At 47.2% G+C, this 14,564-nt stretch carries 9 protein-coding genes; 6 read left to right on the top strand and 3 right to left on the bottom strand.

What is annotated here, in order from left to right:
* Positions 1–19 precede the first annotated feature (19 nt).
* From GO755_RS27415 to GO755_RS27390, 6 genes are all read left to right on the top strand, one after another.
* The gene (locus GO755_RS27415; protein WP_198174949.1) at positions 20–2,629 is read left to right on the top strand and encodes an ABC transporter permease; all 2,610 of its coding nucleotides are present in this window, start codon (positions 20–22) and stop codon (positions 2,627–2,629) included.
* A gap of 86 nt (positions 2,630–2,715) precedes the next feature.
* Entirely contained in the window at positions 2,716–5,343 is a 2,628-nt protein-coding gene (locus tag GO755_RS27410; protein WP_227687100.1) for an ABC transporter permease, read from the top strand.
* An 81-nt stretch (positions 5,344–5,424) separates the two neighbouring features.
* On the top strand, positions 5,425–8,031 hold the full coding sequence (locus GO755_RS27405; protein WP_157588503.1) for an ABC transporter permease: 2,607 nt from the start codon (positions 5,425–5,427) through the stop codon (positions 8,029–8,031).
* A 156-nt stretch (positions 8,032–8,187) separates the two neighbouring features.
* Positions 8,188–9,759 carry a sensor histidine kinase gene (locus GO755_RS27400; RefSeq protein WP_157588502.1) on the top strand — a complete coding sequence of 524 codons (1,572 nt, stop codon included), beginning with the start codon at positions 8,188–8,190 and terminating at the stop codon, positions 9,757–9,759.
* Positions 9,760–9,815: 56 nt separating this feature from the next.
* On the top strand, positions 9,816–11,282 hold the full coding sequence (locus tag GO755_RS27395) for a serine hydrolase domain-containing protein (protein ID WP_157588501.1): 1,467 nt from the start codon (positions 9,816–9,818) through the stop codon (positions 11,280–11,282).
* A 10-nt stretch (positions 11,283–11,292) separates the two neighbouring features.
* A complete protein-coding gene (locus GO755_RS27390; protein WP_157588500.1) occupies positions 11,293–11,988 on the top strand; it encodes a LytR/AlgR family response regulator transcription factor in 696 nt (231 codons plus the stop codon).
* A 79-nt stretch (positions 11,989–12,067) separates the two neighbouring features.
* On the opposite strand, the gene GO755_RS27385 is transcribed toward GO755_RS27390, so the two are convergent.
* The 3 genes from GO755_RS27385 to GO755_RS27375 all read right to left on the bottom strand — a co-directional run bounded on the left by GO755_RS27385 (position 12,068) and on the right by GO755_RS27375 (position 14,553).
* Positions 12,068–13,330, bottom strand: coding sequence for a DUF1028 domain-containing protein (locus tag GO755_RS27385; protein ID WP_157588499.1), 1,263 nt, complete (start codon positions 13,328–13,330; stop codon positions 12,068–12,070).
* Positions 13,331–13,463: 133 nt separating this feature from the next.
* Positions 13,464–13,919, bottom strand: a complete 456-nt coding sequence (locus GO755_RS27380) for a hypothetical protein (RefSeq protein ID WP_157588498.1) — start codon at positions 13,917–13,919, stop codon at positions 13,464–13,466.
* Complete coding sequence (locus GO755_RS27375; RefSeq protein ID WP_157588497.1) at positions 13,843–14,553, bottom strand: LamG domain-containing protein; 711 nt, start codon at positions 14,551–14,553, stop codon at positions 13,843–13,845. The genes GO755_RS27380 and GO755_RS27375 overlap by 77 nt, the downstream gene beginning before the upstream one ends.
* Positions 14,554–14,564 lie beyond the last annotated feature (11 nt).

Raw genomic sequence — 14,564 nt, 5'->3', positions numbered from 1 at the left:
AGACGGTCGGTACTACATTATGAAACCGCCGTATATAGCTGATCGCCTGCTCAACTGGTTCTGTGCTCCTCATCTTCGGGAAGAGGTGCTAGGTGACCTGCATGAACGCTATGCACTTCGGGCAGCGAAGTATGGAGAAGCTAATGCCCAACGGCGGTATTGGCGCGAGGTGCTGGCCTATGTACGGCCTTCGATTATTAAACGACAACCATCTGAGTTTCCAAACCCATTTTTCCTAAGTCCTGATATGCTACGTAATTATCTCAAAATCGCCTGGCGAAATCTCCTGCAGGATCGCCTGTTTACGTTTCTCAATTTAATTGGCCTTTCGCTGGGTTTAGCGTGTATCGTCATGATTTACCTGTGGGTGAACGACGAATTAACGATTGACAAATTTCACGCGAATGATCGTCGATTATATCAGATCATGAGGAACCTGGAAGAGGGGCCAAACGACATTCAAACGTATGAAAATAATTCTGACCTCCTTGTGCCAGCGCTGGCTGCCGAGATGCCGGAAATAGAACACATCGTCCCCACCTCCGATGGGTTATCTGATGGAATCGTATCGGTTGACGATAAACATGTGAAAGCGGTGAGCAAGTTTGCGGGGGCTGACTTTTTCAATGTCTTCTCGTATTCCCTCATTCGGGGGAATAAAAATCAGGTTCTTCGGGATGAAAATTCGATCGTAATTTCTGATGAACTAGCTGCCAACTTATTCGGTAGCACCGAAAACGCAATCAATAAACTCATTCACTGGAATGAAGGAAAATATACGGGCAATTATAAAATTGCTGGTGTATTTGAGAAACCCCAGCATAACTCATCCGAAACGTTTGATATACTCCTGACAAACGAGTTATATCTCGCAAAAAGCACGATGGATAGCAACTGGGATAGCAATCGAATCACCGTGTATATTACCCTAAAAGAAGGTGTTGATGCCGATAAATTCAATGCAAAAATCAAGGAGTTTGTTAGGGATAAATTCAAAGCGGCAAACGGCACAAAAAACCTGCACTGGATTGGTCGACTATTTCTACAACGATACTCTGATAAGTACCTGCACAATGTCTATGTAAACGGCGTGCCCACCGGTGGACGAATTGAATACGTCAAACTGTTTTCCGTGATAGCGCTATTCATATTGATTATTGCCTGCATCAATTTTATGAATTTGTCGACGGCAAAAGCGTCGAAACGAATGAAAGAAGTGGGCGTTAAAAAAGTAGTTGGAGCCACCCGATCAACGCTTGTTTTTCAGTATTTGGGTGAGTCTACCTTGATGAGTTTTTTGTCCTTATTGGTCGCACTCCTGCTTGTTTCTCTTGCCCTTCCCGTATTCAACGACGTCACCGGAAAGCAACTCAGCCTTAGTTTTGACCCTAAGCCTGGACTTATCATTCTCATAATCACGCTCATTACGGGGCTTCTAGCGGGGAGTTATCCTGCCTTTTATTTGTCGGGTTTCAAACCTGTGACCGTACTGAAAGGCAAATTGCAAACGTCGTTAAGTCAGTTGTGGATACGCAAAGGACTGGTCGTATTTCAATTTGCCTTGTCAGTCCTGTTTATTGTTGGCGTTTTGGTTATTTACAAACAGATGGAATTTGTTCAGACCAAAAACTTAGGTTATAACAAGGAGAATATTATTCATTTCTCGAATGAAGGAAAAATCAAAGACCACCAGCAAGCTTTTCTTGCCGAAGTAAAAGCGATTCCTGACGTCGTAAATGCCTCAAGCATGAGTGGCGATTTAATTGGTAGCCATAGTGGGGGCGGAGGCATTGATTGGGAAGGTAAAACAGAACGGGTTGAATTTAGCGGTTTGTACGTAGATTATGACCTTGTCGAAACGTTAAATCTTAATGTAACAAAAGGGCGTTCTTTTTCAAGGAATTTTGGTTCCGACAGTTCAAAAGTAATCTTTAACGAAGCCGCTATTGCCGCTATGGGACTTAAAAATCCGATTGGTAAAACGGTGACGATGTGGGGAGCTAAAAAGCAAATTGTTGGCATCATTAAAGACTTTAATTTTGAGTCACTGTATAAAAAAGTAGCACCTTTCTTTTTAAGCTTTGAGCCTCATGCCAGTAATATCCTCGTAAAAATTAAAGCGGGAAAAGAAAAGGCCGTTCTGAGTCAGATTGAGCAACTTTATAAACGCTACAATCAAGGACTTCCCTTCGATTACAAGTTTGTGGATCAGGATTACCAGACCTTGTATGCCTCGGAACAGCGAGTGGCAGTTCTATCCCGCTACTTTGCTGGATTGGCTATTGTCATCTCCTGCCTGGGGCTGTTTGGCTTAACGGCGTTTACGGCACAGCGACGACAGAAAGAAATCGGGATTCGGAAAGTAGTGGGTGCTTCCGCTGATAATATCGTTGTGATGCTATCCAAAGATTTCCTGAAACTGGTCGTGATCGCTATGGTTATCGCGTTTCCGGTTGCCGGGTGGGTCGTGACAAAATGGTTGTCGACGTTCGCTTACCGTATTGATGTCGGGGCCAGTATTTACCTGTTAACGGGTACTTCGATCATCGCGATTACGCTACTGGTTGTTAGCTACCAGTCTATCAAAGCAGCTATCATGAATCCAGTTACCTCTCTACGATCTGAATAGGGTGGGCGTGGGGCAAGGAGCACGGAGCAGGGCCAAAACCAGGCTCGGTGCACCCCGCCCCCTGCACCGCGCTCCAAGCTCACTCCATGAAACCGCCCCGTTTCGCTAACCGCCTGCTCAACTGGTTCTGTGCTCCTCACCTTCGGGAAGAGGTGCTCGGCGACCTGCATGAACGGTATGCACTTCGGGCAGCGAAATATGGAGAAACCAATGCCCGACGACGGTATTGGCGCGAAGTGCTGGCTTATGTGCGGCCTTCGATGATTAAACGACAATCTAGTGAGTTCTCATCACCTTTTTTCCTGAGTCCTGACATGCTACGTAATTATCTCAAAATCGCTCTTCGCAGCTTCTGGCGGAACAAATCTTTTTCACTTATTAATATTCTGGGGCTGGCACTGGGGCTGACCTGTAGTCTGCTGATTTTTCTATGGGTACGGGATGAACTCAGTGTAGATCGCTACCACGCCAACGGGCCACAGTTGTATCGAGTTATGTGGCGGCAATTATCTGATGGTAAACGAATGGCTATGCCATCGACACCGGCACTTATGGCACAGGAACTGCCGAAGAAATTTCCAGAAATCGTACGCGCAACGGGTTATACGAATCGGCATGCACACATGGCATTTAGTGTAGGCAATAAAATTAACAAGGAGGTGGGCGATTGGGTAGGGGCCGACTGGTTCAAGTTATTCAGTGTTCCCTTATTGATCGGCTCTCCTGAGACTGCGCTGAAATCGCCCAACGGTCTGGCCATCTCCCGGAAATTGGCGGAATCCTATTTTGGCAGCCCTCAGGCGGCTATGGGTAAATCCATTCGCATTGAAAATAAGGATGATTATCAGGTTACCGCTGTTTTTGAGAATTTGCCTCCGAACACCTCGCAAAACTATGATTTCCTGCTTCCCTGGGAGGATTTTATGAAACGTCAGCATACCTGGGCCAGCGGATGGGGCAATCCAAGTCCGTGGACATTTGTTCAACTCCGCCCCGACGCGGATGTACCCGCTTTCGAAGCCAAAATCAAACATTTTCTGCGGAGCTACCTGGGCATAAATTCAAAAAATGCCAGCCAGTTCGATGTTGAGTTGTTTCTTCAACCGTTTAACGATATCTACCTGCACGACCAAACGGAGAACGGAGAAATTTCGGGTGGGCGCATCGACTATGTACGTCTCTTAAGCATCGTAGCTGTGTTTATGTTGTTGATTGCCTGCATCAACTTCATGAATTTAAGTACAGCCCGCTCGGCTAAGCGGGCCAAAGAAGTGGGTATCCGCAAAGTAGTGGGCGCCGAGCGATCCTGGCTGATCACACAGTTTTTGGGAGAAACACTTTTACTTACCATCGTAGCTGTTCTGGTGGCACTTTTACTGGTCGGTTTGTTATTGCCGAGCTTTAATCAACTGAGTGGCAAACAAGTGGCGATGCCTTTTGCGGAGGTAGACTTTTGGGTAGCCCTGGGCTGTATTGTGGCCATTACGGGTATTGTGGCAGGCAGTTATCCAGCTTTATTTCTGTCGTCGTTACAGCCGGTACGTGTATTAAAGGGCTTATTGACCATTCGGCCGGGGGCAACTCGGTTTCGGGAAGGGTTAGTCGTATTTCAGTTTGTGATTTCGATGCTCTTGATTATTGGTACGTTTGTGGTGTATCGTCAGGTCAATTTCATTCAGACAAAAAATCTGGGTTTCGACCGGGAAAACCTGATTTATGTCCCGATGGAAGGCGATTTATTGCCAAAATACGCGACGCTAAAGCAGGAACTACAACGGATGCCGGGTATTCAGGGCGTTTCCCGAATGGACTACCAACCTGGTGATATAGGAAGTAATACAACCTGGGTCGACTGGCCAGGGAAAGATCCAACGGTTAGTGTTGGTTTTGCACAGGTTTCGGTCGGCTACGATATGGATAAGGTGCTGAATATGAAATTAATGGGAGGGCGCTATTTTTCTCGTGCGTTTTCAACCGATTCAGGAGGGTATGTGATTAACGAACAGGCTGCGCAGCGTATCGGCTACAAAAACCGGACCGCCGGATCGCCAGTCGGTCAGCCGCTAACATTCTGGGGAAAGCCCGGCAAAATCATCGGTGTTGTGCAGGATTTCCACTTTCAATCCTTACATGAACCCATCAAGCCTATCATTATGTGGTTTGGCGAAAATAATACCTATGGTAATCTGATGGTACGCACCCAACCCGGCCAGACCAAACAGGCACTGGCGAGCCTGGAAACGCTCTGTAAACAGCTTAATCCGAAGATTCCATTTACGTATTCCTTTGCTGATCAGGAATTTCAACGTATGTACAAAAGCGAACAGATTGTTGGTACACTGATCAACTACTTCGCCTTTCTTGCCATCTTCATTGCCTGTTTAGGCTTGTTTGGACTGGCTTCCTTCACCGCCGAACAGCGTACGAAAGAAATCGGAGTGCGAAAGGTATTAGGGGCATCGGTCGCCAGCATTGTCGGTTTGCTGTCCAACGAATTTCTCAGGCTCGTGGTCATCGCCATTGTCATTGCGACCCCGATTTCGTGGTGGGCAATGGATAAATGGTTGCAGGGGTTTGCCTACAAAGAAGAATTATCCTGGTGGATTTTCGGACTGGCGGGTTTGCTCGCGATACTAATCGCCCTGCTGACAGTAAGCTTCCAAAGTGTAAAAGCTGCTTTGATGAATCCAGTTACTTCCCTACGATCTGAATAGCGTGGAGCAGGGAGCGCGGGGCAGGGGTAAAGCCATGCTCGGTGCTCCCCGCCCCATGCACCGCGCTCCCTGCCCAAAGCCATGACCCCGCCCCGCTTAGCTGACCGTCTTCTTAACTGGTTCTGTGCTCCTCATCTTCGGGAAGAGGTGCTCGGCGACTTGCATGAACGCTATGCACTTCGAGTAGCGAAATATGGAGAAACCAACGCCCGACGGCGTTACTGGCGGGAAGTGCTGGCTTATGTGCGGCCTTCGATGATTAAACGTACCCCATCCCAATATCCGACCACCTTTTTCCTAAGTCCTGATATGCTACGTAATTATCTCAAAATCGCTCTTCGTAACCTGGTCAAAAACAAGGTGTATTCATTCATCAACATTGGTGGATTAGCTGTGGGTATGGCCGTGGCGATGCTCATTGGCCTTTGGGTTTATGACGAAATATCGTTCGATAAATCCTTCCCGAACTACGACCGAATTGCCCAGGTCATGCAGAATCAAACCTTTGACGGCGAAGTTCAGACCTGGTCGAACGTAGCCATGCCACTTGGACCTGAACTGCGAACGACCTATGGCAATAACTTTACCTATGTAGTACGAGCAGGCTGGATAGGTGACCATTTATTATCGCTCGGCGAAAAGAAGCTAACGAAGGGCGGCAATTATATGGAGGCAGAAGCCCCCGACATGCTCTCGCTGACGATGCTGAAAGGGTCACTTTCTGGCTTACAGGACATTAATTCAATTCTGCTCTCAAAATCAGTAGCAAAGGCATTTTTTGGTAATGCCGATCCGCTGAATAAAATCATCCGGCTTGATAATAAGCTGGATGTGAAAATAACGGGCGTTTACGAAGATTTGCCCACTAATTCCAGCTTTGCCAATCTGTCATTTATTGCTCCCTGGGAGTTAATGGTAAAAAGTCAAGGACTAGAACAAATTCTCCAAAATCCCTGGGGTGCCAGTTGGTTTCAGACATTTGCTCAAGTGGCTGACAAGGCCGATATGAATACGGTCTCGGCCCTCATTAAGCATGCTAAACGGAATAGGGTCGGTAAGGAAGGAGCGCGGAATAATCCTGAGATTTTCCTTCAACCGATGAGAAACTGGCATCTGTATTCCGAGTTTAAGAACGGCATTACGTCCGGTGGTCGCATTCAATATGTTTGGTTATTTGGCATTATTGGCCTGTTTGTGCTGCTGCTGGCCTGTATCAATTTTATGAATTTAAGCACGGCTCGCTCCGAGAAACGAGCTAAAGAAGTAGGTATCCGTAAAGCAGTCGGTTCTGTTCGGAGTCAACTGGTAAGTCAATTTTTTAGCGAATCGCTATTAGTTGTAATCATTGCTTTTTTGCTGTCCTTGCTGTTGGTACAGCTCATCCTTCCTGTTTTCAATGAAGTGGCTGATAAACAGATGGCAATTCTTTGGGAAACGCCTGCCTTCTGGCTAATAGGCGTAGGATTCAGTCTGCTTACGGGCCTGATTGCTGGTAGTTATCCGGCATTGTATTTGTCGTCATTTCAGCCCGTCAAAGTCCTGAAGGGCCGGTTTCGAGTTGGTCGGTTTGCCGCCGTTCCCCGTAAACTATTAGTGGTCGTTCAATTTACCGTATCTGTTACGTTGATCATCGGAACGCTCATCGTGTTTCGTCAAATTCAGTACGCAAAGAACCGCCCGATTGGCTATAACCGAAGTAGTTTGCTGACCATTAATGCGGGCGATATTCGGAATCATTTTCAGGCCTTTCGAGACGATTTGCTAGAGACAGGCGCTGTGTTGAACGTAGCCGAATCGGAAACGCAGATAACCAATACGTATCTGACCAATAGTGGATTGAGTTGGAAAGGGAAAGATCCCGCCATGCAGGAGGAGTTTGTAACGTTGGGCGTAACACAGGATTTTGGCAAAACGGTCGACTGGAAAATTAAAGAAGGTCGGGATTTCTCAACCGACTTTGCGAGCGATTCATCAGGCGTCATCGTCAATGAAGCGGCTGTAAACTACATGGGCATGAAACAGCCCATCGGCGAAACTATAAAATGGGGAGATAAACTGGTACATGTCGTTGGAGTCGTCAAAAACATGGTGACGCAAAACCCGTATGACCCCATCAAACAAACGTTTTTCTACCTCAGAAAAGGCGACCTCAACACGATCATTCTCAAAATTAACCCAAATACGCCGAGTAGCGATGCGATTGGAACAATTGAACGAGTGTTCAAAAAATACAACTCGGCTATTCCGTTTGAGTACAGGTTCATTGATGACGAATACGCCAAAAAATTCGGGGATGAAGAACGGATCGGCAAGCTGGCGTCCTTCTTTGCGGTCCTGGCCATTTTTATTAGCTGTTTAGGCATTTTTGGACTGGCTTCATTCATTGCCGAACAGCGTACAAAGGAAATTGGCGTGCGGAAAGTATTAGGGGCTTCCGTCCTGAATCTGTGGGGATTATTGTCAAAAGATTTTGTGATTCTAGTCATAATAGCCTTTGGTATCGCTACGCCTATCGCTTACTACTTTCTCAACAACTGGCTTCAGAAATATGACTATCGAACAGAGTTATCCTGGTGGATTTTTGCCGTATCGGGCGCTGGTGCTCTGGCGATTACGTTATTGACAGTGAGCTTTCAAAGTGTGAAAGCGGCCCTAATGAATCCAGTACGTTCTCTTCGGTCTGAATAGGAGCGTGGAGCATGGTGCGCGGAGCAGGGGTATTACTATTCCTTGCTCCGCGCACCATGCTCCACACTATTTCAACCCATTTTTCTACCAGTTCACCCCATTTTTCGCCGACGCTTGTGAGTCCCGCTTAGTTTTGGTCAAAAATCAACCAAAGCAATGCGGGACTTGCAGCTTATCCGTCGCTATGAACTGGTATTCGTACTGAGCACAGCGGTTATTTATGTCATCAGGCGATTGATCGAAGAGATTAACCGGATCAACGCTATGGTCGAGATTGCCGAAAGCAACCGGGTTCCTTCGTCGGTTGTTTGGCGAAATCTGGCCATTTATAACCATACACTGAACAACAATATTCCGCTGATTGCGGGTGTGTGTCTCGTGTTGGGAGCGTGGTACATCTTTCATAATCTGGCGTACCCACTCATCCAGGATCGCACCAACGACCAGAAAGCGGGGATATTCATTGTGCTGACTATCATGCTGTTGCTGGCAAGTACGTTCGCATATCATTTCCTAAAGTTACACGTTCGATATCAATACGATACCCTCGACAATATTATCGGTCTGAAGGTGTTTTCGCTGTACCGCAAACGGACGGTTTTAGCTGATGCAATCGGGTTGGGAATTTTCCTGCTGGCCTATCAACTGCTTTTTCAACTATTCAGTTATGTGCATCAGAATCTGGTAACAGAACTTCCTGAGCAGCAAAAACGGATTAGTTACCTGCCTTTTGTGGGGATGATAGCTACGTTGATTAGTCTGGCGTTGGTGCTGAATCTGCCCCCAACCTTATGGCAGGGCGGGAATCGGGACATGTTGATGATATTGGGTATCGGGATTCAAATTCTATTTCTTCAAGCCTATGCCTACGCCTATATTTTACCAGCCTTTCGAGCTCCCCGGTCGTCAGAAGTCGTGCTAATTAGTACTTGCTTACTCTTTCTATTTTTAGCCTACCTGGCGACTACAATATTATGGGCAGCGGCTGCCGGGTTTGTCATGCACTCCGCCGACCCAATCATAGTTACCCTGAGTATTGTTGTACCGAGCGCGCTAGTTATTGCCTATGTACGGACGATAATGAGCAAAGAAAAAGTCGTGCTTCAGACGCAGGTTTCGGCCAAATCGGCAGAACTGTCGAGCTTACAGGCGCAGATAAATCCTCACTTTCTGTTCAACGCACTGAATAGTTTGTATGCTACAGCACTGCGAGAAAACAGCGAAAAAACGGCCGATGGTATCCAGAAATTGGGCGACATGATGCGTTTTATGTTGCAGGAAAATAACCGCGACCGTATTCCGCTCGACAAGGAGGTTGAGTACCTGCGCAACTACATTGAGATTCAGCGGATGCGCATCGACGAAACGCATCCTATCGAAATCCGGGTGAACATTCAGGAACCGAAACGTGCCATTTATCTGGCCCCTATGATGTTGACGCCCTTTGTCGAAAATGCGTTTAAGCATGGCATCCGTCTCCGGCATCCGTCCTGGATTTACATCACCCTGACTTTGGATGAGACCCGCCTGTACTTCAAAGTGCATAACTCCCGGCATCTTAAACAAACAGAAACCGCAGATCGCCACGATCCGGAAGAAGATCAATCCGGCGTAGGGCTCGACAATGTTCGCAAGCGGTTGGACTTGATTTATCCCGGTCGCTACCAACTCGATATTCAGCAATCGGAGCAGGACTATTTTGTGTCTCTGACGCTGGTGTACTGGTGATTTGGTACTGTTAGCTTCGCTCTTTCACTCATTCGCTCTTTCCCCATTGTCTTACCATGAAATACCTCATTACGATCCTACTTCTCCTGTGGCTTATTCCGGTTGTGTTTGGGCAAGCGCAAACGTCGCAGACGCCAGATCTCGTTCAGAAAATCCAGCAAATCGAAACCGGCCTGATGCCGCCCGTACAATTAATTGGTGAATCACCTATTCACTACCCCATCGTCGAGCGGATGCGGCAGCTTCATGTGCCCGCTGTGAGTATTGCGGTGGTCAATAACGGAAAACTGGAATGGGCGAAAGCGTATGGCTATCTCAGCGCCGACAGTCTGCAAAAAGCCAATGTGCAAACCCTGTTTCAGGCGGCTTCGATCAGTAAACCCGTGTCGGCGCTGGGTGCACTGAAACTGATTGAGCAAGGGAAGCTGAGTCTGGATACCGATATCAATCAATACCTCAAAAGCTGGAAAATTCCTTCATCGCGGTTCACGGAGCAGAAACCCGTTACGTTGCGGGGTCTATTATCGCACACCGCTGGACTGACGGTACATGGTTTTGGCGGGTATGCCCAGGGGAAAGAGCTGCCAACTGTCGTTCAGGTGTTGACTGGCGAAAAACCGGCCAATTCGCCAGCCGTCGTTTCAGATACCGTTCCCGGTGTTCGCTGGCGGTATTCGGGTGGTGGGTATGTAGTTATGCAACAGGCCATTACCGATATAACAGGCGAAACGTTTCCGGCGTTTATGCAAAAAACGGTGCTCTCACCACTTGGAATGCAGCACAGTACATACGAGCAGCCGTTGCCCGATGCCAGGAAAGTAAACGCTAGTATCGCCCACTTTGGAAATGGGAAAAAGATTCCCGGCGATTGGCACACCTACCCCGAAATGGCGCCTGCTGGTCTATGGACAACGCCTTCCGATTTGGCTCAGTACATTATTGAAGTCCAACAATCGCTACAAGGGAAGGCTAACCACGTATTGTCAGAACAAATGACAAAGTTGATGCTAACCAAAGAGCTAGGTAACCACGGTCTGGGGCCCGAAGTGAAAGGAGCGGGTAATGCGCTGGTGTTCAGTCATGGGGGTAGCAATGCGGGTTATAAATGCTTTTTATATGGGTTTGCGAAAACGGGCCAGGGCGTCGTGATCATGACCAATTCCGATAGTGGAATGGACTTGATTTACGAGCTGATGCGTAGTGTTTCAGCTGCCTATGGCTGGTCTGACTTCAAGCCTGTTATGAAAAAGCTGGCTCAGGTATCGCAACAGAAACTAGCGACCATGGCTGGAAAGTATACCATAAAAGACTACCCGAAACTCATCCTTCAACTATCTGTAACGGACAATGCCTTACAGGTAAAACAGCTTTGGAATAATTTTGAATTTACCTTACAGCCCGAATCGGATCTTGACTTTTTCGCGAAAGATGACGGTGGCCCGGTTAAATTTGAAGCCGCTCAGGATGGTACCATTACAGGGCTGGTTGCCTGGGGTCGCGAGCATTGGACGAAAGCAAATTAATCAATTGAACATGACCCTTACCGCAATCGCCATCGACGATGAACCCCAGGCTCTGGAAGTCATAAAACTCCATGCCGCTAAAGTCCCGTTTCTGGATTTAAAAGCGAGTTTTACCGATGCTTTTGATGCGATTGCCTGGTTGCAGACCAACCGTGTTGACCTGCTTTTTCTGGATATCAAAATGCCGGATATTTCGGGTGTTGACGTAGTTAAATGCCTGCCTAAAGTTCCGATGATTGTTTTTACCACCGCCTACTCCGACTTTGCCGTGCAGGGTTTTGAGCTGGACGCCGTTGATTATCTTCTGAAACCATTTTCATTAGCCCGCTTCCTGAAAGCCTGCACAAAAGCACTCGATATGCATACATTACGTTCCGATAAAGGGCAGGAGTTCATCTTTGTAAAGACAGGTTACGAGGAAGAAAAAGTGATGCTCGACGATATTCTGTACATTGAATCCGAGGGTAACTATCTGATATTCATGTTGAAAAATCGGAAGCTACTCAGTCGGCAAACAATGGGCGATCTGCTTCAAACCTTGCCGACAGATCGCTTCATACGCGTCCATCGGTCGTTTTGCGTGGCCGTTGATAAGATTGAAAAAATGGCGCGTCAGGAAATTACAGTAGCAGGCCACGCCATTCCAATTGGCGCATCGTATGAAGAAGCATTAATAACGATACGGGCTCGGTTGATTGAGAAATAGGAAAGGAATCACCCCAAATTAGGCTATAAACTGATATGACCCCAACGGGGTCATATCAGTTTATAAATCAATAAACCTATTAAGGTAACGTTTGTAGAGCGCGTCGGGCATCGGCATTCTGCGGATCTAGTCGAAGCGCTTTCTGGTAGCAGACCTTGGCGTTGATTACGTCTTTGTTAGCCTTGTATGCATTGCCCTGCAGGTAAGCAATGTAGGTGGCCTGCGGATAACGGTCTGCCAGTTGATTGGCTAATTTCAGGGCTTCTGCGGCCTTTCCAAGATTAAGTGTTTGCTGGATGGCATTACTCCAGTCCTTGACGGTAAATTTAGTTTCGTCGATCAATTTCCTGTAAGTCGGGTAAGATCGCAAATAGTAAAACGCCGATAGATTCTCTCGCCAGGCCGGTTCGTGTTGCAAGGCATCCTGAATGACAGCGAGGGCCTTTTCATCCTGACCAGCCAGACTATAAGCCGTTGCCAGTTTGCTATAGATACCATACCATCCTTTGACTAGTGTATCGGCTCGGTGCAGCAATCCCATGCCCCGTTCCCGGTTGCCCATGCGTAGTTGAGTGATGGCCTGATTCAGGAAAGGTCGCCCGTTGTGATAATTGAGTAGCCGATGAAGATCATCGAACGGCGTGTAAGAATGATCGACTCGAAGATCGATTTGGTTGAACCACTCATCCTGAGTCTCTTTTACCACAAGAGCCGCCGACTGCTTACCATTTACCTGACCACCCGCTTTTTGCCCCGCAATGAGACTGGCAACCAGCCGTTGAGCGAGGGTTCCGGTTGCTTGTTCATAGGTGTGCGCCATTCGCGTTAAAACGCTGTCGGCCAGTTGGTTCCCCATAACGACATAGCCATTGCCAATTCGATGGCCTGCCTGTCCTTTCATGTAAGTCAGGGAATGGCCTGTAAACGCATAAGCTCGTCCCTGCTTGTCCACGACGGATACTTGCCGATAATCAGCTTGATCATCGGTTTGACGCGTGAAGTTGATAGCTTCTTCGGGCAGTTTTCCCTGACTCAACTGCTTTAGTCCATTGATACCATAATCGGGCAATGTTTCGGCAATGACCGAAATAGCCCCCACACCCGGTTGAATATAGATCGTTGAGTTGCCCACATAAATGTTGTTCGTGGCTACGGCAATTCCCCATTGTTGTGCTTTGGCATCATACGCAACAATCGAAAATGTACTGTTAAACGGTCGTTCGGTTAACAGACTTGGGAGGTTTTGAGCCTGGACAAACAGGGAGAATGTACACCCAAAGCCAATCAATAAGGTTGTGAGGTTTCGTAAAGTAGATGGGTGAGATTGTTTCAGAAAGGTCATTTTGAGTTTATGGAGAAATACTCCGAATCGGCGTTTTTCTCCCCTCTCCCAAAACGGGAGAGGGACTAAAACACACTAAAAGAAACCTTAAACTACCTCAGAGATGGCTCATTATTGAAAACGTTGCACAAGGCTATGGTTTAATCGTCAGGCCACTCTGATCCGCAATTTTTCCCTGAACACCCCAGCCGCCAAAGTTTTCGGAGACCGCGATCCAGAGTTCGTTTTGTCCTTTCTTCAGATCGAGATAAATTTCATCGTAATAGCCAACGGTGCCCAGAAAGCGGTAATCCCTAGACAGGAATTCATCCTGACCTGCATACACTAACCGACCATTGACATACACTTTGGCGCGGTCGCTAAAGCCGAGGTTTAATTTCTTGATCTGCGGTTTATCGGAAACGATTGTCAGTTTAGTGAATACGGTATTGGCTGCTTCGCTACGTTTACGAATTCTGGATACATTGAGTTTTCCTGAGTTTTCGGCAGTTAACGTATTCCAGGTTAATTGGTTAGCGACTGACTGCGGAATCGTATAGTCGGTTTGTAGTAGCTTTTCGTCGAAGGTGCTGGAAACTTGCCAGTTCAACAGAGTACCCGGCTGCGGGCTTGAACTTACCCGCCATCGGTGGATTATCTGTTTTGGTATAGTGAAAATTAGCAAAACGAATAGTTGATGGCGCGCCGTTATCCAGGCTGATTCGACCTGATTTGGGCTCACGTTTCAGCTGGTGAATCACCAAAGATGGTTCAGTTGGATTGCCAATATATACCTCGGCCTGAGTGTCCCGAACAACCAATTTAATGTGCGCCCACTCATTCATGGGATAGTTGACGGTTGTTGAATAGCCGTCGCCATAATAGAATTGCCAGGAATCCTGCCCATTAAAAATGGGTATGTATTGAATCGCGTCAGGATTACCCACCCGATGGGGCCGCAGGTATATGTGCTCAAAATTGTTTCTGTCCTGCATACGAAACGCAAATCCGGGGAAGTTGCGCTCCGGTGATAGGGTCATGTCAAATTCGATGATGCCGTTTTTAAACGTATTGTCTTTCAGAGTAATACGACCATCGGTCAGGCGAATGCCATCTTTACCCTGAAAAGTCTCTTTGGTAACCTTCCCCTCATAAATCCAGGCTGACGAATCGAACGGTACCGTGGTTTGGGCAACTGCCTGACTACCAATTACGACTACTAAAAAAAATACTACTGCTTTCATAGTGAATATCA

Source organism: Spirosoma arboris (assembly GCF_009754945.1).
Classification (GTDB): Bacteria; Bacteroidota; Bacteroidia; order Cytophagales; family Spirosomataceae; genus Spirosoma; species Spirosoma arboris.
Note: the sequence above shows the minus strand (reverse complement) of the source record. Positions and strands in the feature narration are given on the sequence as shown.